This window comes from Streptomyces sp. NPDC002092, from assembly GCF_053593775.1.
Genome location: NZ_JBSFDG010000014.1, coordinates 80,756 through 99,579, shown reverse-complemented (window position 1 = coordinate 99,579; position 18,824 = coordinate 80,756). Strand labels below are relative to the sequence as shown.

Below are 18,824 nucleotides of genomic sequence, written 5' to 3'. Positions count from 1 at the left end.
CGCCTGCAGCCGGGCGACCTTGGGAGGGACGCGGTGGGATCGTTGAGGACCAGGCCCTTTCGTTTGGACCAGGGCGGCCGCGGGGAACGGCGCCTTGCAGCCGCCCCGATCGGGGTCATGGGCAGTGTGCAGCTCCCCGGCGGCGGAGCCGCGTCGATAAGCCGATGCCGCGGCGGTCGGCGCGGATCGCCACAGACCGGCCTCGACACGGGGCTGGTCCGCCGGACACGCCCTACGGACAGCGGAGGCCCCGATGCCCGGTAGCCGGACCGGGCGTCCGCCCGTGCAGGGGGCCGTCAGGCGGCCCGCCGCGGCCGGGCCGGTCCGCGAGAACCCGCTGCGCCGCTTCTACCTCAACGCCAAGCGCGCCTGGGACCGGCCGCTGACCGCCTACTACCTGATCATGGGCGGGAGCCTGCTGATCACCGTGCTCGGACTGGTGATGGTCTACTCGGCCTCCCAGATCACGGCGCTGCAGATGTCCCTGCCGGGCTCCTACTTCTTCCGCAAGCAGCTCCTCGCCGCCGTCATCGGCGGTGTCCTGCTGCTGATCGCCTCGCTCATGCCGGTGAAGCTGCACCGCGCGCTCGCCTACCCGATTCTCGCGGGTGCGGTCTTCCTGATGGCGCTGGTGCAGGTGCCGGGGATAGGGATGTCGGTCAACGGCAACCAGAACTGGATCTCGCTCGGCGGCTCCTTCCAGATCCAGCCCAGCGAGTTCGGCAAGCTGGCGCTGGTGCTGTGGGGCGCGGACCTGATGGCCCGCAAGCAGGACAAGAAGCTCCTCACCCAGTGGAAGCACATGCTGGTGCCGCTCGTCCCGGTCGCCTTCATGCTGCTCGGGCTGATCATGCTCGGCGGCGACATGGGTACGGCGATCATCCTGACGGCGATCCTCTTCGGCCTGCTGTGGCTGGCCGGTGCGCCCACCCGGCTGTTCGTCGGTGTGCTGTCGATCGCGGCCGCGATCGGTGTGATCCTCATCAAGACCAGCCCCAACCGCATGGCACGGCTCGCCTGCATCGGCGCCACCGAGCCGAAGTCGGGCGTCGCCGACTGCTGGCAGGCCGTGCACGGCATCTACGCCCTCGCATCAGGCGGAATCTTCGGATCCGGGCTCGGAGCGAGTGTGGAAAAATGGGGCCAACTCCCGGAAGCGCACACGGACTTCATCTTCGCCGTCACCGGTGAGGAACTGGGCCTGGCGGGGACACTGTCGGTGCTCGCCCTCTTCGCGGCTCTAGGCTATGCGGGTATCCGCGTGGCCGGACGTACGGAGGACCCCTTCGTCAGGTATGCCGCGGGAGGCGTGACCACCTGGATCACGGCCCAGGCCGTGATCAACATCGGTGCGGTGCTCGGCCTGCTGCCGATCGCCGGAGTCCCCCTCCCGCTGTTCTCCTACGGAGGATCCGCCCTGCTGCCGACCATGTTCGCCATCGGGCTGATGATCACGTTCGCGCGTGACGAGCCCGCTGCGCGGGCGGCGCTTTCCATGCGGCAACCCCGCTTTGGTAGAAAGCGGGCGGGAGCAGCGCCGGTCAATGGACGAACCGGGGCTGCTCGGAGATGGAACACGATGCGACGGCGTGCCTCGGCGGCGCGCTCGTCCGGAGAGCGGTGAATTTCGGTGCATGTCGTACTCGCCGGTGGGGGGACCGCCGGCCACATCGAGCCCGCGCTCGCCCTCGCGGACGCCCTGCGCAGGCAGGACCCGACCGTGGGGATCACGGCCCTGGGCACGGAGCGGGGCCTTGAGACCACGCTCGTCCCGCAGCGTGGTTACGAGCTCGCGCTGATCCCGGCGGTACCGCTGCCGCGCAAGCCGACCCCCGAGCTGATCACCGTCCCGGGCCGGCTGCGCGGCACGATCAAGGCGACCGAGCAGATCCTGGAGCGCACCAAGGCGGACGCCGTCGTCGGCTTCGGCGGCTATGTCGCGCTGCCCGGCTACCTCGCCGCCAAGCGCCTCGGCGTGCCGATCGTGATCCACGAGGCCAACGCCCGCCCCGGCCTCGCCAACAAGATCGGCTCGCGCTACGCCGCCAGGGTCGCCGTCTCCACCCCGGACAGCAAGCTGCGCGACGCCCGCTACATCGGCATCCCGCTGCGCCGCACCATCGCCACCCTCGACCGGGCCGCAGCCCGCCCCGAGGCCCGCGCGGCGTTCGGCCTCGACCCCAACCTGCCCACGCTGCTGGTCTCCGGCGGCTCGCAGGGCGCCCGCCGCCTCAACGAGGTCGTCCAGCAGGTCGCGCCCTGGCTGCAGCAGGCCGGCATCCAGATCCTGCACGCGGTCGGCCCGAAGAACGAACTGCCGCAGGTGCAGCAGATGCCGGGAATGCCCCCCTATATCCCGGTAAGTTATCTGGACCGGATGGACCTCGCGTACGCCGCGGCCGACATGATGCTCTGCCGCGCGGGCGCGATGACCGTCGCCGAACTCTCCGCCGTCGGACTCCCGGCCGCCTATGTCCCGCTGCCCATCGGCAACGGCGAACAGCGGCTGAACGCCCAGCCGGTGGTCAAGGCCGGCGGCGGGCTGCTGGTGGACGACGCGGAACTGACGCCCGACTGGGTACGGGGCAACGTCCTGCCCGTGCTCGCCGACCCGCACCGGCTGTACGAGATGTCCCGCGCCGCCGCCGAGTTCGGCCGCCGGGACGCCGACGACCTGCTCGTCGGCATGGTGTACGAGGCGATCGCCGCCAAGCGTGCACACCACTAGGCACGTGTGACGAAAGGCAGGAAGCGTGGCCGGACCGACGACCGCCGAGCGCGGTGAACGCCAGCAGGAGTCGTCCGGCCCGCCTCCGGCGCGGCGGTTGAGGCTGCGCCGCCTTCGTATGATCATCATCCTTGCCGTGCTGCTCGTCCTGCTCGGGGCGGGCACGGTCTGGCTGTTGTACGGCTCGCAATGGGTGCGCGTGGAGCGCGTATCGATCTCCGGAACCCGGGTGTTGACGCCCGCGCAGGTGCGTGAGGCCGCCCAGGTTCCGGTCGGGGCGCCGATGATTTCCGTCGACACCGATGCGATTGAGGCGCGACTGCGGCGGAAACTGCCCCGAATTGACACGGTTGACGTGGTCCGTTCCTGGCCCCACGGAATCGGGCTGAAAGTGAGCGAGCGTACTCCGGTTCTCATTGTGCAAAAGGGTGGAAAGTTCGTCGAAGTGGACCGCAAGGGTGTCCGTTTCGCCACGGTTTCAGAAGCCCCGAAAGGCATTCCCGCACTGGAATTGAGCACCTCCTCCTCCCGGTCCTCCGCCGCGAGCCTGCGGCGGTTCGGCGAGGACCGCCTGGTGGCGGAGGCGGCGCTCGTGGCCCGCGCCGTTCCGGCCGCCGTCGCACGCGTCACCGAGGCCGTCAAGGTCCGCTCGTACGACGACATCTCACTGGAGTTGAGCGACGGCCGGAACGTCCTGTGGGGGAGCAGCGAGAAGGGTGCCGCGAAGGCACGTACGCTCACCGCACTCATGAAAGCGGCGCCGGATGCGCGGCACTTCGACGTCTCGGTTCCCACCGCCCCTGCGTCATCGGGGAGTTGACGCACATCCGCGCAGGCCAGCACCCTGGTTGGGCAGCGCTATGGCTGATCACATAGGGTGAAAAGAAAAACGGGAGGTTCGGCGTGTTCGTTGAACGTGCGCCACTTGTCGACTTAGTGTCCTGTTCGGAAGACTCCAGCGAACAGTCACACTGGTAACCCTAAACTTCAACGTTAGGGTTCGGGTCGGCGTAACGGACCGTCCCATTCGGCATCAGTCGCCGGATCGCATCCTCTGCGAAACGGCGACACGTAACTCGAGGCGAGAGGCCTTCGACGTGGCAGCACCGCAGAACTACCTCGCAGTCATCAAAGTCATCGGTGTCGGCGGCGGTGGTGTCAATGCCATCAACCGGATGATCGAGGTCGGTCTCAAGGGCGTCGAGTTCATCGCCATCAACACCGACGCGCAGGCGCTGTTGATGAGCGACGCCGACGTCAAGCTCGACGTCGGCCGCGAACTCACCCGCGGACTCGGCGCCGGAGCCAACCCGGCCGTCGGCCGCAAGGCCGCCGAGGACCACCGCGAGGAGATCGAGGAGGTCCTCAAGGGGGCCGACATGGTCTTCGTGACGGCCGGTGAAGGCGGCGGCACCGGCACCGGCGGCGCGCCCGTCGTGGCCAACATCGCCCGTTCCCTGGGCGCCCTCACCATCGGCGTGGTCACCCGCCCGTTCACTTTCGAGGGACGGCGTCGCGCCAACCAGGCCGAGGACGGCATCGCCGAACTCCGCGAAGAGGTCGACACCCTCATCGTCATCCCGAACGACCGGCTGCTGTCCATCTCGGACCGCCAGGTCTCGGTGCTCGACGCCTTCAAGTCGGCCGACCAGGTCCTGCTCTCCGGTGTGCAGGGCATCACCGACCTGATCACCACCCCCGGTCTGATCAACCTCGACTTCGCCGACGTCAAGTCCGTGATGTCCGAGGCCGGTTCGGCCCTCATGGGAATCGGCTCGGCCCGGGGCGACGACCGTGCGGTGGCCGCCGCCGAGATGGCGATCTCCTCGCCGCTCCTCGAGGCCTCCATCGACGGCGCCCGCGGGGTGCTGCTCTCCATCTCCGGCGGCTCCGACCTCGGCCTGTTCGAGATCAACGAGGCGGCCCAGCTGGTCAGCGAGGCCGCCCACCCCGAGGCCAACATCATCTTCGGCGCGGTCATCGACGACGCCCTCGGCGACGAGGTCCGGGTCACCGTGATCGCCGCCGGCTTCGACGGCGGCCAGCCGCCGGCACGCCGCGAGACCGTCATGGGCTCGTCCTCCTCCTCGGCCCGCCGCGAGGAGCCCACTCCGGTACGGCAGCCCGAGAGCCGCCCGTCCTTCGGCTCGCTCGGCAGCGTCACGCCGAAGGAGGACCCGGAGCCCGCGCCGGAGCCGGCGAACGACATCCCGGTGGCTCCGCCGGTTCCGCCGTCGCGGTCCTACGACAGTGCGGCCGAGGAGCTGGACGTGCCGGACTTCCTGAAGTGATAGGACAGCGCTCCGCAACGAGCACCGTGAACGGCGCGCACTTCGCCTTCACCGACCGGTGGGGCGGGGTGAGCGCCGTTCCGTACGAGGAGCTCAACCTCGGCGGAGCGGTCGGCGACGACCCCGGTGCCGTACGCACCAACCGCGAACTGGCCGCCAAGTCCCTTGGCCTGGAACCGGCTCGGGTGGTCTGGATGAACCAGGTGCACGGCGCGGAGGTGGCGGTGGTCGACGGCCCGTGGGGGGACCGTCCGGTGCCCGAGGTCGACGCCGTCGTCACCGGGCAGCGCGGTCTCGCCCTCGCCGTCCTCACCGCCGACTGCACACCCGTTCTGCTCGCCGACCCGGTCGCCGGGATCGTCGCCGCGGCCCATGCGGGGCGGCCCGGGATGGTCGCCGGGGTCGTTCCGGCCGCCGTACGGGCCATGACGGAACTCGGTGCCGAGCCGGGCCGGATCGTCGCCCGCACCGGACCCGCCGTCTGCGGCCGCTGCTACGAGGTGCCGGATGCGATGCGCGCCGATGTGGCCGCCGTCGAACCGGCGGCGTACTCCGAGACGAGTTGGGGCACGCCGGCGGTGGATGTGACCGCCGGGGTGCATGCGCAGCTCGAGCGGCTCGGGGTGCACGACCGGGAGCAGTCGCCGGTGTGCACGATCGAGTCGGCCGACCACTTCTCGTACCGCCGCGATCGAACCACGGGGCGACTCGCGGGATATGTCTGGCTGGACTGAGGGGCATGAGGGACCGTAAGGACGAACTCGCCGAAAACCTGGCGAAGGTGGAGCGTCGTATCGCCGCCGCCTGCGCGGCCGCCGGACGAGGGCGCGAGGAGGTGACCCTGATCGTGGTCACCAAGACGTATCCGGCGAGCGATGTGCGAATTCTCGCGGAACTCGGTGTGCGGCACGTGGCCGAGAACCGCGACCAGGATGCGGCCCCCAAGGCCGCGGCCTGCTCGGATCTGCCCTTGACTTGGCATTTTGTGGGTCAATTGCAGACCAACAAGGTGCGATCCGTAGTCGGTTATGCCGGATTGGTGCAGTCCGTCGACCGAGCCCGGCTCGTCACGGCGCTCTCCAAGGAGGCGGTGCGACAGGAGCGCGAACTCGGCTGTCTGGTCCAGGTCGCGCTCGACGCCGACGAGAGCGGACGCGGGGAGCGCGGGGGCGTCGGGCCCGGCGGAGTCGAAGAGTTGGGCGAGCTGATCGCCGGGGCGCCGGGTCTGCGGCTTGACGGTCTGATGACCGTCGCACCGCTCACCGGCCCCTATGCAGGGCGCGAACTCGCTGCGTTCGAGCGGTTGATGGATTTGTCGACGGACCTGCGCCGAGCTCATCCGGCTGCGAACATGGTCTCGGCAGGAATGAGTGCGGACCTCGAACAGGCCGTGGCCGCCGGAGCGACACATGTACGCGTCGGTACCGCGGTACTCGGAGTCCGCCCCAGGCTCGGGTAACGTCGCCAGGAAGTCGGACCACAGCAGAAAATATGGTCAGTGCCACCGAAGGCGGGCGCAACGACCTCGTGGATCGCGGGCACTTGGCAGTCGTCAGCCGATCCACCACAGAGCGGAGGACTCAGAGCATGGCCGGCGCGATGCGCAAGATGGCGGTCTACCTCGGCCTCGTGGAGGACGATGGGTACGACGGCCGGGGATTCGACCCCGATGACGACTTCGAGCCCGAACTGGACCCCGAACCCGAACGGGACCACCGGAGGCACGAGCCGTCCCACCAGTCCCACGTAGCACATCAGTCCCAAAGGGATGAAGAGGTGCGAATCGTACAACCGCCCGCCGCGCGCGAGCCGGTCGCACGTTCCGCTTCGCTCCCCGCGGAATCCGGCCGTCCGGCGCGCATCGCGCCCGTGGCGTCCATCACACAAGAACGCGCAAATCTGGAGAAGAACGCACCGGTGATCATGCCCAAGGTCGTGTCGGAACGAGAGCCTTACCGGATCACCACGCTTCACCCGCGGACCTACAACGAGGCCCGTACCATCGGGGAACACTTCCGTGAGGGCACCCCGGTGATCATGAATCTGACTGAGATGGATGACACAGACGCGAAGCGACTTGTCGACTTTGCGGCCGGTTTGGTGTTTGGTCTTCACGGCAGCATCGAGCGGGTGACCCAGAAGGTGTTCCTGTTGTCTCCTGCTAACGTCGATGTCACGGCGGAGGACAAGGCCCGCATCGCAGAGGGCGGGTTCTTCAACCAGAGCTGAGACGCACGACCGGAAACAGCAGTACAAGTAGTACCCAGCAGCACGGAAACAGGGGAGAGGGAAGCACCAGCAATGAGCGTGGTCCTGGATGTCATCTACATCGCGCTGATGTGCTTCCTCATCGTGCTCATCTTCCGGTTGGTCATGGACTACGTCTTCCAGTTCGCCCGCTCATGGCAACCCGGCAAGGCGATGGTGGTCGTTCTGGAGGCCACCTACACTGTCACCGATCCACCGCTCAAGCTTCTGCGGCGGTTCATCCCGCCGCTGCGTCTCGGGGGCGTGGCGCTCGACCTGTCCTTCTTCGTACTGATGATCATCGTCTACATCCTGATCTCGATCGTGAGCCGGCTGTGATGAGCGATGTGACCTACCGTCTTGCCGAATGCCGACGACTACGTTGAGGTGAAGAGATGCCGTTGACCCCCGAGGACGTGCGGAACAAGCAGTTCACGACCGTCCGCCTCCGAGAAGGCTATGACGAGGACGAGGTCGATGCCTTCCTCGATGAGGTCGAAGCCGAACTGACCCGCCTGCTCCGCGAGAACGAGGACCTGCGGGCCAAACTGGCCGCGGCCACGCGCGCTGCTGCGCAGAACCAGCAGAACATGCGCAAGCCCCCGGAGGGTCCCGGCGGTCCCGGTCCGCAGGATCAGCAGCAGGGCATGCCTCCGCAGGGGATGCGCGGTCCGGGTGCTCCCGTACCCGCCGGCATATCGGGCCCGCCGCAGCAGCAGATGGGTGGCCCCATGGGTGGTCCGCCCCAGCTGCCGAGCGGTGCCCCGCAGCTGCCTGCCGGCCCCGGCGGTGGTCAGGGTGGTCCCCAGGGTCACGGTCCCATGGGCCAGGGTCCGATGGGCCAGGGTCCCATGGGGCAGGGCCCCATGGGCCAGGGGCAGATGGGCCAAGGCCCCATGGGCGGCCAGCCTCCCATGCAGCAGCAGATGGGCGGTCCGATGGGCGGCCCCATGGGCGGTCCGATGGGCGGCCCCGGTCAGGGCCCTGGTGGCGACAGCGCCGCCCGTGTCCTCTCGCTGGCCCAGCAGACCGCCGACCAGGCGATCGCCGAGGCCCGTTCCGAAGCCAACAAGATCGTCGGCGAGGCCCGCAGCCGCGCCGAGGGCCTCGAGCGTGACGCCCGCGCCAAGGCGGACGCGCTGGAGCGGGACGCGCAGGAGAAGCACCGCGTCGCGATGGGCTCCCTGGAGTCCGCCCGCGCCACGCTGGAGCGCAAGGTCGAGGACCTGCGCGGCTTCGAGCGCGAGTACCGTACCCGCCTGAAGTCGTACCTCGAGTCCCAGCTGCGTCAGCTGGAGACCCAGGCCGACGACTCGCTGGCTCCGCCGCGTACCCCGGCGACCGCGTCGCTTCCGCCGTCCCCGGCGCCTTCCATGGCACCGGCCGGCGCGAGCGCCCCGTCGTACGGCGGCAACCCGACCATGGGTGGCGCCCCGGCTCCCGCTGCTCCGTCCTACGGCGGCCAGCAGCAGATGTCCCCGGCGATGACCCAGCCGATGGCACCGGTGCGGCCGCAGGGCCCGTCGCCGATGGGTCAGGCTCCCTCGCCCATGCGCGGGTTCCTGATCGACGAGGACGACAACTGACGGCCGCCACGGCCATTAGTACGCCGTAGGCGTCGGCAGCGTTCAACAGGGCGGGGCCCCGGATCTCGATCCGGGGCCCCGCCCTGTTGTGCTCGTTCAATGTTCGAGCTCCGCTGCCGGACCTGCACCAGGGCCCGGCTTCCCCGAGTGGGGAGGCCGGGCCCTGGTGCTTTCGCTTATGCCTTGCGCAGACGGAACGTGAGGGACAGGCCCTCGTCGGTGAACGGCTCGCCGTAGGCGTCGTCCGCCTCGCCCTGGCCGAAGTCGGTGGCCAGGACCTCGTCGGCGATCAGGGCCGCGTGCTCGGTGACGGCCGCGATGACAGCCGGGTCCGTGGACGTCCAGCGCAGGGCGATACGGTCGGCCACGTCGAGGCCGCTGTTCTTGCGGGCCTCCTGGATCAGGCGGATCGCGTCACGGGCCAGGCCCGCCTGACGCAGCTCCTCGGTGATCTCCAGGTCGAGGGCGACCGTGGCACCCGAGTCGGAGGCCACCGACCAGCCCTCGCGCGGGGTCTCCGTGATGATCACCTCGTCCGGGGCGAGGGTGATCGTCTCACCGTCGACCTGGACCGACGCCGTGCCCTCGCGCAGGGCCAGGGACAGCGCGGCCGCGTCCGCGTTCGCCACCGCCTTGGCCACCTCCTGGACACGCTTGCCGAAGCGCTTGCCCAGAGCGCGGAAATTGGCCTTCGCCGTCGTGTCGACCAGACTGCCGCCGACCTCGCTGAGCGACGCCAGGGATGTGACGTTCAACTCCTCCGTGATCTGCGTGTGCAGCTCCCGGTCGAGGGCGTCGAAGCCGGTCGCCGCGATGAGCGCACGGGACAGCGGCTGGCGGGTCTTGACGCCCGACTCAGCGCGTGTGGCCCGGCCGAGCTCGACGAGCCGGCGCACCAGCACCATCTGCTTCGACAGCTCCGGGTCGATCGCGGACAGGTCCGCCTCGGGCCAGGAGGTCAGGTGCACCGACTCCGGGGCGCCCGGGGTCACCGGCACGATGAGGTCCTGCCAGACCCGCTCGGTGATGAACGGGGTCAGCGGGGCCATCAGCTTGGTGACCGTCTCGACCACCTCGTGCAGGGTGCGCAGCGCCGCCTTGTCGCCCTGCCAGAAGCGGCGGCGCGAGCGGCGGACGTACCAGTTGGAGAGGTCGTCGACGAACGCCGACAGGAGCTTGCCGGCGCGCTGGGTGTCGTAGGCCTCCAGAGCCTGGGTCACCTGGTCGGTCAGCGCGTGGAGTTCGGACAGCAGCCAGCGGTCCAGGACCGGGCGGTCCGCCGGAGCCGGATCGGCCTCGCTGGGCGCCCAGTTGGAGGTGCGGGCGTACAGGGCCTGGAAGGCGACCGTGTTCCAGTACGTGAGGAGCGTCTTGCGGACGACCTCCTGGATGGTGCCGTGGCCCACGCGGCGTGCCGCCCACGGGGAGCCGCCGGCCGCCATGAACCAGCGCACCGCGTCGGCGCCGTGCTGGTCCATCAGCGGGATCGGCTGCAGGATGTTGCCCAGGTGCTTGGACATCTTGCGGCCGTCCTCGGCGAGGATGTGGCCGAGGCAGACCACGTTCTCGTAACTGGACTTGTCGAAGACCAGGGTGCCGACGGCCATCAGTGTGTAGAACCAGCCGCGGGTCTGGTCGATGGCCTCGGAGATGAACTGTGCCGGGTACCGGCTCTCGAACAGCTCCTTGTTCTTGTACGGGTATCCCCACTGCGCGAACGGCATCGAACCCGAGTCGTACCAGGCGTCGATGACCTCCGGCACGCGCGTGGCCGTCTTCTGGCACTTGGGGCAGGCGAAGGTGACGTCGTCGATGAACGGGCGGTGCGGGTCCAGTTCGGACTGGTCGGTGCCGGTCAGCCCGGTGAGCTCCGCGCGGGAGCCGACCACGGTGAGGTGGTCGTCCTCGCAGCGCCAGATCGGCAGCGGTGTGCCCCAGTAGCGGTTGCGGGACAGCGCCCAGTCGATGTTGTTGTTCAGCCAGTCGCCGTACCGGCCGTGCTTGACCGTGTCGGGGAACCAGTTGGTGTTCTCGTTCTCCTGCAGCAGGCGGTCCTTGACGGCCGTGGTGCGGATGTACCAGGACGGCTGCGCGTAGTAGAGGAGCGCGGTGTGGCAGCGCCAGCAGTGCGGGTAGCTGTGCTCGTACGGGATGTGCTTGAAGAGGAGGCCGCGCTGCTGGAGGTCCTCGGTGAGCTTTTCGTCCGCCTTCTTGAAGAAGACGCCGCCGACCAGGGGGACGTCCTCCTCGAAGGTGCCGTCGGGGCGGACGGGGTTCACCACGGGCAGGTCGTAGGCGCGGCAGACCTTGAGGTCTTCCTCACCGAAGGCGGGGGACTGGTGGACCAGGCCCGTACCGTCCTCGGTCGTGACGTACTCGGCGTTCACCACGTAGTGGGCGGGCGCCGGGAACTCCACGAGCTCGAACGGTCGTTGATAGGTCCAGCGCTCCATTTCGGTGCCGGTGAAGGTCTGGCCCGTGGTCTCCCAGCCCTCGCCGAGCGCCTTGCCGAGGAGCGGCTCGGCGACGACGAGCTTCTCCTCGCCGTCGGTCGCGACGACGTAGGTGACCTCGGGGTGGGCGGCGACGGCCGTGTTGGAGACCAGTGTCCAGGGAGTCGTCGTCCACACCAGGAGAGCGGCCTCGCCGGCGAGCGGACCGGAGGTGAGGGGGAAACGGACGTACACGGACGGGTCGACGACCGTCTCGTAGCCCTGCGCCAGCTCGTGGTCCGACAGGCCGGTGCCGCAGCGGGGGCACCAGGGGGCGACGCGGTGGTCCTGGACCAGCAGGCCCTTGTTGAAGATCTCCTTCAGGGACCACCAGACCGACTCGATGTACTCCGGGTCCATCGTGCGGTAGGGGTCGTTGAGGTCGGTCCAGTAACCCATACGGGTCGTGAGGGCCTCGAAGGCGTCGGTGTGGCGGGTCACGGACTCGCGGCACTTGGCGTTGAACTCGGCGATGCCGTACGCCTCGATGTCCTTCTTGCCGGAGAAGCCGAGCTCCTTCTCCACCGCCAGCTCCACCGGGAGGCCGTGGCAGTCCCAGCCGGCCTTGCGGGCCACGTGGTAGCCGCGCATGGTGCGGAAGCGGGGGAAGACGTCCTTGAAGACGCGCGCCTCGATGTGGTGGGCGCCCGGCATGCCGTTGGCGGTGGGCGGGCCCTCGTAGAAGACCCACTCGGGGCGGCCCTCGGACTGCTCCAGGGTCTTGGCGAAGATCTTCTGCTCGCGCCAGAAGTCGAGCACGGCGTGCTCGAGCGCGGGCAGGTCGACCTGGGCGGGCACCTGGCGGTACGTCGGCGATGTCATCAGCGAGCTTCCTCCGGCGGACTTGCTGCCTTCCGTCCGGAGGGACGAGAGCCGTGTCTTTCTCTACGCCGGTTTCGGCGCGCTCCCGCGGTACCACCCTCCTTGGCTCTCCGGTGCGTGCCGTGCAACGGTGAGCCCCCTCATTGGGGTCGCGATGCCGGTTCTACCGGCCGCAGCTTGTCGGCTACGGCTTTCTTCCGGCGGCTCCGGGGTGATCTTCACGTCGCGCTCGCCCCCGGGCTTCCACCGTCCCCGGGTCGCTCTGGGCTGCGTACGCCGCTACTCGTCCCCATCCACGCTTTTCGCTCCGCCCAGTGTACGGCGCCGCGCGGACAGCGGCCGACCGGTTTTCGCCGCCCCCGTGGGCGGGGGCGGCGTTCGTATGGAGATGACCCGAATGGAGCGGTACGCGTGTTCGGATTCTGGGACGGGCGGTCCGGCGGATTACCCCGCGGGGAGCTGGGCACAACGCATGCAGGCTTGCGGAGCGGCGTGCGTGAGCCGGGCGAATCGGGCGGTGTGCCCCGTTGCCGCGGGACTGAAGTCGATTTATCGTCCCAGCACGATTCGCGTGCAAGATCACAATATGTGAAGGGGCCGCGGCCATGGTGGCGAAGAAGACCGCCGTACAGCAGTCGGCGTCCGACGGGTCCCCCCAGGCCTCCGGCGGTGCGGCCAAGGACGTGACCGGGAAGAAGAGCGCGCGGGGAGGGGCCACGGCGCGCGCGGGGAAGACGGCCGGGGCGGCCGCGGCCGCCAAACCGGTGAAGACGGTGCGGGGGGTTGCGGCCAAGCCGCCCCCCGGAAAGAAGTCCGCCAAGGCGGCGACCGCTTCCGGAACGTCTCGTTCGAAGAAGCCGGCCGAGGAGGAAGCACCCGGGAGACCGACGGGCACCGCGAGGTCGGCTGCCGGAAAGAAGACGGCTGCCGGAAAGAAGACGGCGGGTGGCAAGGGGGCGGCGGCCGGAAAGAGCGCTGCGGAGAGGCACGCGGCGGCGGGGAAGCCCGCGGCTGAGAAAGGCACCGCGGGGAAGGGCACGGCGGGGAAGGCAGCTGCAGAGACGCCGGCGGCGACGAGGTCCGTTGCGAAAAGGGCCGCAGCGAAGAAAGGGGCGGCCAAGAAGGCCGTGGTTGCTGGGGGCGTTGCCACGGAGGGCGGTGCTGAGGGTTCGCGGGCCGGTGAGGCGGTTGCGGGGGAGGCCGGTGGTGGTAGGGCGGCGGCCTCGAAGGGCGGCGTTCCCGAGGAGGTCGTATCGGAGAAGGCGGGTGGGGGCAAGGGTGTGGCCCGGGAAGGTCTCGAACGGGGTACTGGGCAGTCGGCGGCGAAGAAGGCGGGGGCGGCGGTGAAGGGGTCGGCTGTGAAGAGAGCGGCAGGCAAGAGAGACGCAGCCGGGAGAGCCGTCGGCCCGGACGCGACCGCCGAACCCGGCACGGGCGGGCAGAAAGGCGGCGGCAAGGGCAGGAAGACCGCGGCCGAGGGTGCCGGCGCGCGGCGGGCGGGTAAGGAGACCGCTGTCGCGAAACGTGACGGCGGGAAGAGCACGGCCAAGAAGGCGGGCGCGGCCAAGGCCGCGGAGCAGACGGGAGCCACGACGGTGGTTGCGAAGAAGACTCCTGGCACGGCCGCGGCGGCCAAGACCGCCGTACCCAAGGCACGCGTCGCCGCGGCGGAGCCGGGCGAGCTTGCGGTGCGCCCCGGTGAGGACCCCTGGACCCCCGAGGAGGTCGAGGAGGCGCGCGCCGAGCTGCTGTCCGAGATGGAGCGGCTGCGTGACGAGATCAGCTCGTCCGAGAGCGCCGTCGCCGGTCTGATGCGGGACTCGGGGGACGGCGCGGGCGACGACCAGGCGGACACCGGCACCAAGAACATCACGCGCGAGCACGAGCTGGCCCTCGCGGCCAACGCGCGCGAGATGCTCACGCAGACCGAGCGCGCCCTGGTACGGCTGGACGCCGGCACCTACGGCCTCTGCGAGAACTGCGGCAACCCCATCGGAAAGGCCCGGATGCAGGCCTTCCCGCGGGCCACCCTGTGCGTGGAGTGCAAGCAGAAGCAGGAACGCCGGTACTGAGGCGGTACGCGCGCGTGTCGTACCCTCGTCCTCAGTCAGGTACCTAGGTTGAAGGACTCACGTGGCAGAGGCGGAGCGCATCATCGGTACGCCGGACACCCCAGAGGCGGCGGGGACCGAGCCGGAGCAGGGCGAGACCGCACGCCCCAGGGGCAAGCGCCGTATCGCCGTGCTGTTCGCGGTCGCCATGTTCGCGTACGCCCTCGACCTGATCAGCAAGATGATCGTGGTCGCCAAGCTGGAGCACCACGCGCCGATCCGGATCATCGGGGACTGGCTGCAGTTCGAGGCGATCCGCAACGCGGGCGCGGCCTTCGGCTTCGGCGCGGCCTTCACCGTGATCTTCACGGTGATCGCGGCGGCCGTGATCGTGGTGATCGCCCGGCTCGCCCGCAAGCTCTACAGCCTGCCCTGGGCGGTCGCGCTCGGCCTGCTGCTCGGCGGTGCGCTCGGCAACCTCACCGACCGGATCTTCCGCTCGCCGGGCATCCTCGAGGGCCGCGTCGTCGACTTCATCTCGCCCAAGGGCTTCGCCGTCTTCAACCTGGCGGACTCGGCGATCGTGTGCGGCGGCATCCTGATCGTGCTGCTGTCGTTCAGGGGGCTCGACCCGGACGGGACCGTCCACAAGGACTGATCCACAGGGGCCGAGGGGCTTGTTTGGGGGGCTGTCGGTGGTGTCCGGCATACTCGTCGGGTGAGCACGATTCCCGAGATCCGTACCCTGCCCGTGCCCGACGGCCTGGAGGGCGAGCGCGTCGACGCCGCCATCTCCCGGATGTTCGGCTTCTCCCGGACCAAGGCGGCCGAGCTCGCCGCCGCGGGGAAGGTCACGGTCGACGGGTCGGTGGTCGGTAAGTCCGAGCGGGTGAGCGGGGGCGCCTGGCTCGAGGTCGAGATGCCGCAGGCGCCCGCGCCGGTGCAGATCGTCGCGGAGCCGGTCGAGGGCATGGAGATCGTCCACGACGACGATGACGTGGTCGTGATCGTCAAGCCGGTCGGTGTCGCAGCCCACCCGAGCCCCGGCTGGACGGGGACGACCGTCATCGGCGGCCTCGCCGCGGCCGGCTACCGCATCTCCACCTCCGGCGCCGCCGAGCGCCAGGGCATCGTGCACCGCCTCGATGTCGGCACCTCGGGCCTGATGGTCGTCGCCAAGTCGGAGCGCGCGTACACCTCGCTCAAGCGCCAGTTCAAGGAGCGCACGGTCGACAAGCGCTACCACACGCTCGTCCAGGGCCACCCCGACCCGACCAGCGGCACCATCGACGCACCCATCGGCCGCCACCCCAACCACGACTACAAGTGGGCGGTCACGGCCGACGGAAAGCCCTCGGTCACGCACTACGACCTCATCGAGGCCTTCCGCGCGGCCTCGCTGCTCGACGTCAAGCTCGAGACCGGCCGCACCCACCAGATCCGCGTCCACATGGCCGCCCACCGCCACCCCTGCGTCGGCGACCTGACGTACGGCGCCGACCCGACGCTCGCCAAGCGGCTGCATCTGACCCGCCAGTGGCTGCACGCCGTGCGCCTCGGCTTCGAGCACCCCGGGGACGGCCAGTGGGTGGAGTTCGCCAGCGACTACCCGGCCGACCTGCAGAAGGCCCTCGACCAGGTCCGCGAGGAGACATACGGATGAGCACGCACGCGTACGTGGTGCGCGTCGCCGAGGACCCCGCCGACCGGGAGGCGTGCTTCGCGGTGCGCAAGGACGTCTTCGTCGGTGAGCAGGGCGTCCCGGAGGACGCCGAGTACGACGCTTACGACGCCGTGGCCGTGCATGTGCTGGCCGTGCGGGAGGACGGGGTGCCGCTCGGCACCGGGCGGCTGCTGTACGGCGAGGCGGCCGCGGCCAAGGTCGGCGGCGACCTGACGGTGGGGTCGCTCGGGCGGCTCGCCGTCGCCAAGGAGGCCCGCGGGCTCGGCGTCGGCGTCGCCCTCGTGCGGGCGATCGAGGACGCGGCACGCGCGCGTGGGCTCGCGGCGGTGGATCTGCACGCGCAGACGCATGCGCTGGGGTTCTACGAGCGGCTTGGGTACGAGCCGTACGGGCCGGAGTATCCGGAGGCGGGCATCCCGCACCGGGCGATGCGGCGCGCTCTGTAGCAGAGCCCGAAAACGCTCGCGGGGAAGGCGGCATGGCAGGCTTGAAAGCCGCTGCCCGTATGTCGACCTTCCCGGAGTGCTGACCGTGGATCAGTTGGCCCTGCTGTTCGTGCTGTTGCTCGGGGCCCTGGTGAGCGTCCCGGTCGGGGACCGGTTCGGACTGCCGGCGCCGGTGCTGATGACCCTCTTCGGGATCGTGCTCGCCGTGGCCGACTTCGTGCCGAACGTGAACGTCCCGCCGGATCTGATCCTGCCCCTGCTGCTCCCGCCGCTGCTGTACGCGGCGGCGCGGCGCACGTCCTGGCGGCAGTTCGCGGCGAACCGGCGGCCGATCTTCCTGCTGGCGGTGGCGCTGGTCTTCGTCACCACCGTGTGCGTGGCCGTCGTCGCGCACACGATCGTACCGGGGTTGCCCGTCGCCGCCGCCGTGGCGCTCGGCGCGCTCGTAGCACCGCCCGATCCGGTCGCCGCGACCGCGGTCGCCGGACAGCTCGGGCTGCCGCGCCGGCTCGTGTCCATCCTGGAGGGCGAGGGCCTGTTCAACGACGTCACGGCGATCGTGCTGTACCACGTGGCGATCGCCGCCGCCGTCAGCGGCAGCTTCACACCGGGACGGGCCGCGCTCGACCTGGTGCTCTCCGCCGTGGTGGCCGTGGCGGTCGGGCTCGCGCTCGGCTGGGGCGCCAACAGGCTCATGGATCTGCTGGGCGACCCGACCCTGCAGATCGGGATGACGCTGCTCGTGCCGTACGCCTCGTACGTCCTCGCGGAGGAGCTGCACGGCTCGGGTGTGCTCGCCGTGCTCACCACCGCGCTGTTCCTCGCGGAGTACGCCACCGACGCCGACGACGTGCTGACCCGGCTGACCGGGCATGCGTTCTGGGACATCGTCGACACGCTCGTCACGGGCGTCGCCTTCGGGCTGATCGGCCTCGAACTGCACAACGCGATCCGCACGGCGTCCGGGCGGTGGGGCGAGATGCTCGGCTGGGCGGGCGTGATCGTGGCGGTCGTGGTCGTCGTACGCCTGGTGTATCTGCTGCCGGCGACCTGGCTCACCAAGCGGCTGCACGCGAGAAGGGACTACGACGAGGACATCCCGATGAGTGTGCGGGAGACCGTCGTCATGTGGTGGTCGGGGATGCGGGGAGTGGCCTCGGTGGCCTTGGCGCTGGCGATTCCGCTGAAGACCGACGACGGTTCGGCCTTTCCCGACCGGGACGAGATCGTGTTCATCGCCTTCGGGGTGATCATGGGGACGCTGGTGCTGCAGGGGCTGACCCTGCCGTGGCTGGTGAAGCGGCTGGGGGTGCAGGCCGACACGGAGCGGGAGAAGGAGTTCGAGAAGTCCCTCGCCGTCCGGGCGGCCAAGGCGGCCAAGCGGCGGCTGAAGGAGATCGAGCAGGTCGAGGAGCTGCCGGAGGAGCTGTCCGAGCAGATGCTGCGGCGGGCCTTCGACATCGGGGTGCGGATCAGCCCGGACATGGCTGACGAGGAGCGGCGGGAGGCGCATGAACACCGGGTGCGCCGGCTGAAGCGGGTGCGGCGGATCCAGGGCGAGATGCTCAGTGCGGCGCGGCACGAGGTGCTGTCGGCGCGCAGTGAGCCAGGGGCGGATCCGGAGATCGTGGACCGGGTGCTGCGCCATCTCGACGTACGGAGTCTGCGCTGACCCCACGGGTCGTTCGACGTCGGCGGCTTGCGGTGCGTAGGGTCGGATCATGGCTCGCAATGTCGTAATCAGCGGTGGCGGAACGGGGATTGGACTTGCCGCGGCGCAGGTCTTCGCGGCGGACGGGGACCGGGTCCTGCTGCTCGGGCGAAGGGCGGAGGTGCTGGAGAAGGCCGCGGTGCCGGGCGCTTCGACCTACGCGGCGGATCTGAGCGATCCGGCTGCCGTGCGCGGGGTCGCCGGCTTCGTGGAGCGGGAGTTCGGGACCGTGGACGTACTGATCCACGGTGCCGGGGGCACCGGACAGCTGGAGCCCGCCGCCGACAGCGACGACCCGCTCGACCGGGTCGCGCACAACTGGACCCTCAACTTCCGGATCAACACCCTCACCGCGGCCCTGCTCACGGAGGCCCTGAAGGACCGGCTGGCCACGCCGGGCGGGCGGGTGCTGTTCGTCAGCTCCATCGCCGCCTACCGGGGGTCCGGCAGCGGGGCGTACGGGGGCGCCAAGGCCGCGTTGCACCCGTACGCCCATGACCTCGCCCGGGAGCTGGGGCCGCGCGGGATCACCGCCAACGTGGTCGCGCCCGGGTACATCGAGGACACCGAGTTCTTCGGACCGCAGATCGACCCCGCGCGGCGCGCACGGCTCGTCGAGGACACCCTGGACAAGCGCGCCGGCACCCCCGGCGACGTGGCCGCGACCCTGCACTGGCTCGCCTCACCGGGCGCCGGGCACGTCACCTCGCAGGTGATCCAGGTCAACGGGGGTGCGGAGCGCGGCCACTGAGGCCGTCAGGGCCTG

16 protein-coding genes are annotated in these 18,824 nt (G+C 70.0%); 15 read left to right on the top strand and 1 reads right to left on the bottom strand.

Annotated features, from left to right (window positions below; translation table 11 throughout):
* Positions 1 to 253 precede the first annotated feature (253 nt).
* The 9 genes from ftsW to ACWCRD_RS29985 all read left to right on the top strand — a co-directional run bounded on the left by ftsW (position 254) and on the right by ACWCRD_RS29985 (position 8,852).
* On the top strand, positions 254 to 1,624 hold the full coding sequence (ftsW, locus tag ACWCRD_RS30025; RefSeq protein ID WP_450968902.1) for a putative lipid II flippase FtsW: 1,371 nt from the start codon (positions 254 to 256) through the stop codon (positions 1,622 to 1,624).
* Between the two features lie 6 nt (positions 1,625 to 1,630).
* Positions 1,631 to 2,728, top strand: a complete 1,098-nt coding sequence (gene murG, locus ACWCRD_RS30020) for an undecaprenyldiphospho-muramoylpentapeptide beta-N-acetylglucosaminyltransferase (RefSeq protein WP_115908670.1) — start codon at positions 1,631 to 1,633, stop codon at positions 2,726 to 2,728.
* 25 nt (positions 2,729 to 2,753) lie between these two features.
* Entirely contained in the window at positions 2,754 to 3,548 is a 795-nt protein-coding gene (locus ACWCRD_RS30015) for a cell division protein FtsQ/DivIB (protein ID WP_450968901.1), read from the top strand.
* Between the two features lie 277 nt (positions 3,549 to 3,825).
* Entirely contained in the window at positions 3,826 to 5,019 is a 1,194-nt protein-coding gene (ftsZ, locus tag ACWCRD_RS30010; protein WP_450968900.1) for a cell division protein FtsZ, read from the top strand.
* Entirely contained in the window at positions 5,016 to 5,753 is a 738-nt protein-coding gene (pgeF, locus tag ACWCRD_RS30005; RefSeq protein ID WP_450968899.1) for a peptidoglycan editing factor PgeF, read from the top strand. Before ftsZ ends, pgeF begins: the two co-directional genes overlap by 4 nt.
* Before the next feature lie 5 nt (positions 5,754 to 5,758).
* Positions 5,759 to 6,478 (top strand): YggS family pyridoxal phosphate-dependent enzyme, encoded by a 720-nt coding sequence (locus ACWCRD_RS30000; protein WP_450968898.1) that lies wholly within the window; start codon positions 5,759 to 5,761, stop codon positions 6,476 to 6,478.
* A gap of 128 nt (positions 6,479 to 6,606) precedes the next feature.
* Positions 6,607 to 7,248 carry a cell division protein SepF gene (locus ACWCRD_RS29995; protein WP_030932823.1) on the top strand — a complete coding sequence of 214 codons (642 nt, stop codon included), beginning with the start codon at positions 6,607 to 6,609 and terminating at the stop codon, positions 7,246 to 7,248.
* A gap of 72 nt (positions 7,249 to 7,320) precedes the next feature.
* A complete protein-coding gene (locus tag ACWCRD_RS29990) occupies positions 7,321 to 7,605 on the top strand; it encodes a YggT family protein (protein ID WP_016435858.1) in 285 nt (94 codons plus the stop codon).
* 56 nt (positions 7,606 to 7,661) lie between these two features.
* Complete coding sequence (locus ACWCRD_RS29985; RefSeq protein WP_450968897.1) at positions 7,662 to 8,852, top strand: DivIVA domain-containing protein; 1,191 nt, start codon at positions 7,662 to 7,664, stop codon at positions 8,850 to 8,852.
* Between the two features lie 176 nt (positions 8,853 to 9,028).
* Here the strand turns inward: ACWCRD_RS29985 and ileS are convergent, their stop codons facing one another.
* Positions 9,029 to 12,166, bottom strand: coding sequence for an isoleucine--tRNA ligase (gene ileS, locus ACWCRD_RS29980; protein WP_450968896.1), 3,138 nt, complete (start codon positions 12,164 to 12,166; stop codon positions 9,029 to 9,031).
* A gap of 605 nt (positions 12,167 to 12,771) precedes the next feature.
* Here ileS and ACWCRD_RS29975 point away from each other — a divergent pair.
* From ACWCRD_RS29975 to ACWCRD_RS29950, 6 genes are all read left to right on the top strand, one after another.
* Positions 12,772 to 14,238, top strand: a complete 1,467-nt coding sequence (locus ACWCRD_RS29975; protein WP_450968895.1) for a TraR/DksA family transcriptional regulator — start codon at positions 12,772 to 12,774, stop codon at positions 14,236 to 14,238.
* 61 nt (positions 14,239 to 14,299) lie between these two features.
* The gene (gene lspA / locus ACWCRD_RS29970) at positions 14,300 to 14,875 is read left to right on the top strand and encodes a signal peptidase II (protein ID WP_450968894.1); all 576 of its coding nucleotides are present in this window, start codon (positions 14,300 to 14,302) and stop codon (positions 14,873 to 14,875) included.
* 60 nt (positions 14,876 to 14,935) lie between these two features.
* Positions 14,936 to 15,880, top strand: a complete 945-nt coding sequence (locus ACWCRD_RS29965; protein WP_115908680.1) for an RluA family pseudouridine synthase — start codon at positions 14,936 to 14,938, stop codon at positions 15,878 to 15,880.
* The gene (locus ACWCRD_RS29960) at positions 15,877 to 16,347 is read left to right on the top strand and encodes a GNAT family N-acetyltransferase (protein ID WP_450968893.1); all 471 of its coding nucleotides are present in this window, start codon (positions 15,877 to 15,879) and stop codon (positions 16,345 to 16,347) included. The genes ACWCRD_RS29965 and ACWCRD_RS29960 overlap by 4 nt, the downstream gene beginning before the upstream one ends.
* Before the next feature lie 85 nt (positions 16,348 to 16,432).
* Positions 16,433 to 18,019: a Na+/H+ antiporter gene (locus ACWCRD_RS29955; protein ID WP_450969053.1), complete on the top strand. Its 1,587-nt coding sequence runs from the start codon at positions 16,433 to 16,435 to the stop codon at positions 18,017 to 18,019.
* Positions 18,020 to 18,068: 49 nt separating this feature from the next.
* Positions 18,069 to 18,809, top strand: a complete 741-nt coding sequence (locus ACWCRD_RS29950) for an SDR family NAD(P)-dependent oxidoreductase (protein ID WP_450968892.1) — start codon at positions 18,069 to 18,071, stop codon at positions 18,807 to 18,809.
* The last annotated feature ends 15 nt before the right edge of the window (positions 18,810 to 18,824 follow it).

Coding starts and splice junctions, on each gene's coding strand:
- ftsW (WP_450968902.1), top strand. CDS start 254: ATGCCCGGTAGCCGGACCGGGCGTCCGCCCGTGCAGGGGGCCGTCAGG.
- ACWCRD_RS30000 (WP_450968898.1), top strand. CDS start 5,759: ATGAGGGACCGTAAGGACGAACTCGCCGAAAACCTGGCGAAGGTGGAG.
- ACWCRD_RS29995 (WP_030932823.1), top strand. CDS start 6,607: ATGGCCGGCGCGATGCGCAAGATGGCGGTCTACCTCGGCCTCGTGGAG.
- ACWCRD_RS29990 (WP_016435858.1), top strand. CDS start 7,321: ATGAGCGTGGTCCTGGATGTCATCTACATCGCGCTGATGTGCTTCCTC.
- ACWCRD_RS29985 (WP_450968897.1), top strand. CDS start 7,662: ATGCCGTTGACCCCCGAGGACGTGCGGAACAAGCAGTTCACGACCGTC.
- ileS (WP_450968896.1), bottom strand. CDS start 12,166: ATGACATCGCCGACGTACCGCCAGGTGCCCGCCCAGGTCGACCTGCCC.
- ACWCRD_RS29975 (WP_450968895.1), top strand. CDS start 12,772: ATGGTGGCGAAGAAGACCGCCGTACAGCAGTCGGCGTCCGACGGGTCC.
- ACWCRD_RS29960 (WP_450968893.1), top strand. CDS start 15,877: ATGAGCACGCACGCGTACGTGGTGCGCGTCGCCGAGGACCCCGCCGAC.
- ACWCRD_RS29950 (WP_450968892.1), top strand. CDS start 18,069: ATGGCTCGCAATGTCGTAATCAGCGGTGGCGGAACGGGGATTGGACTT.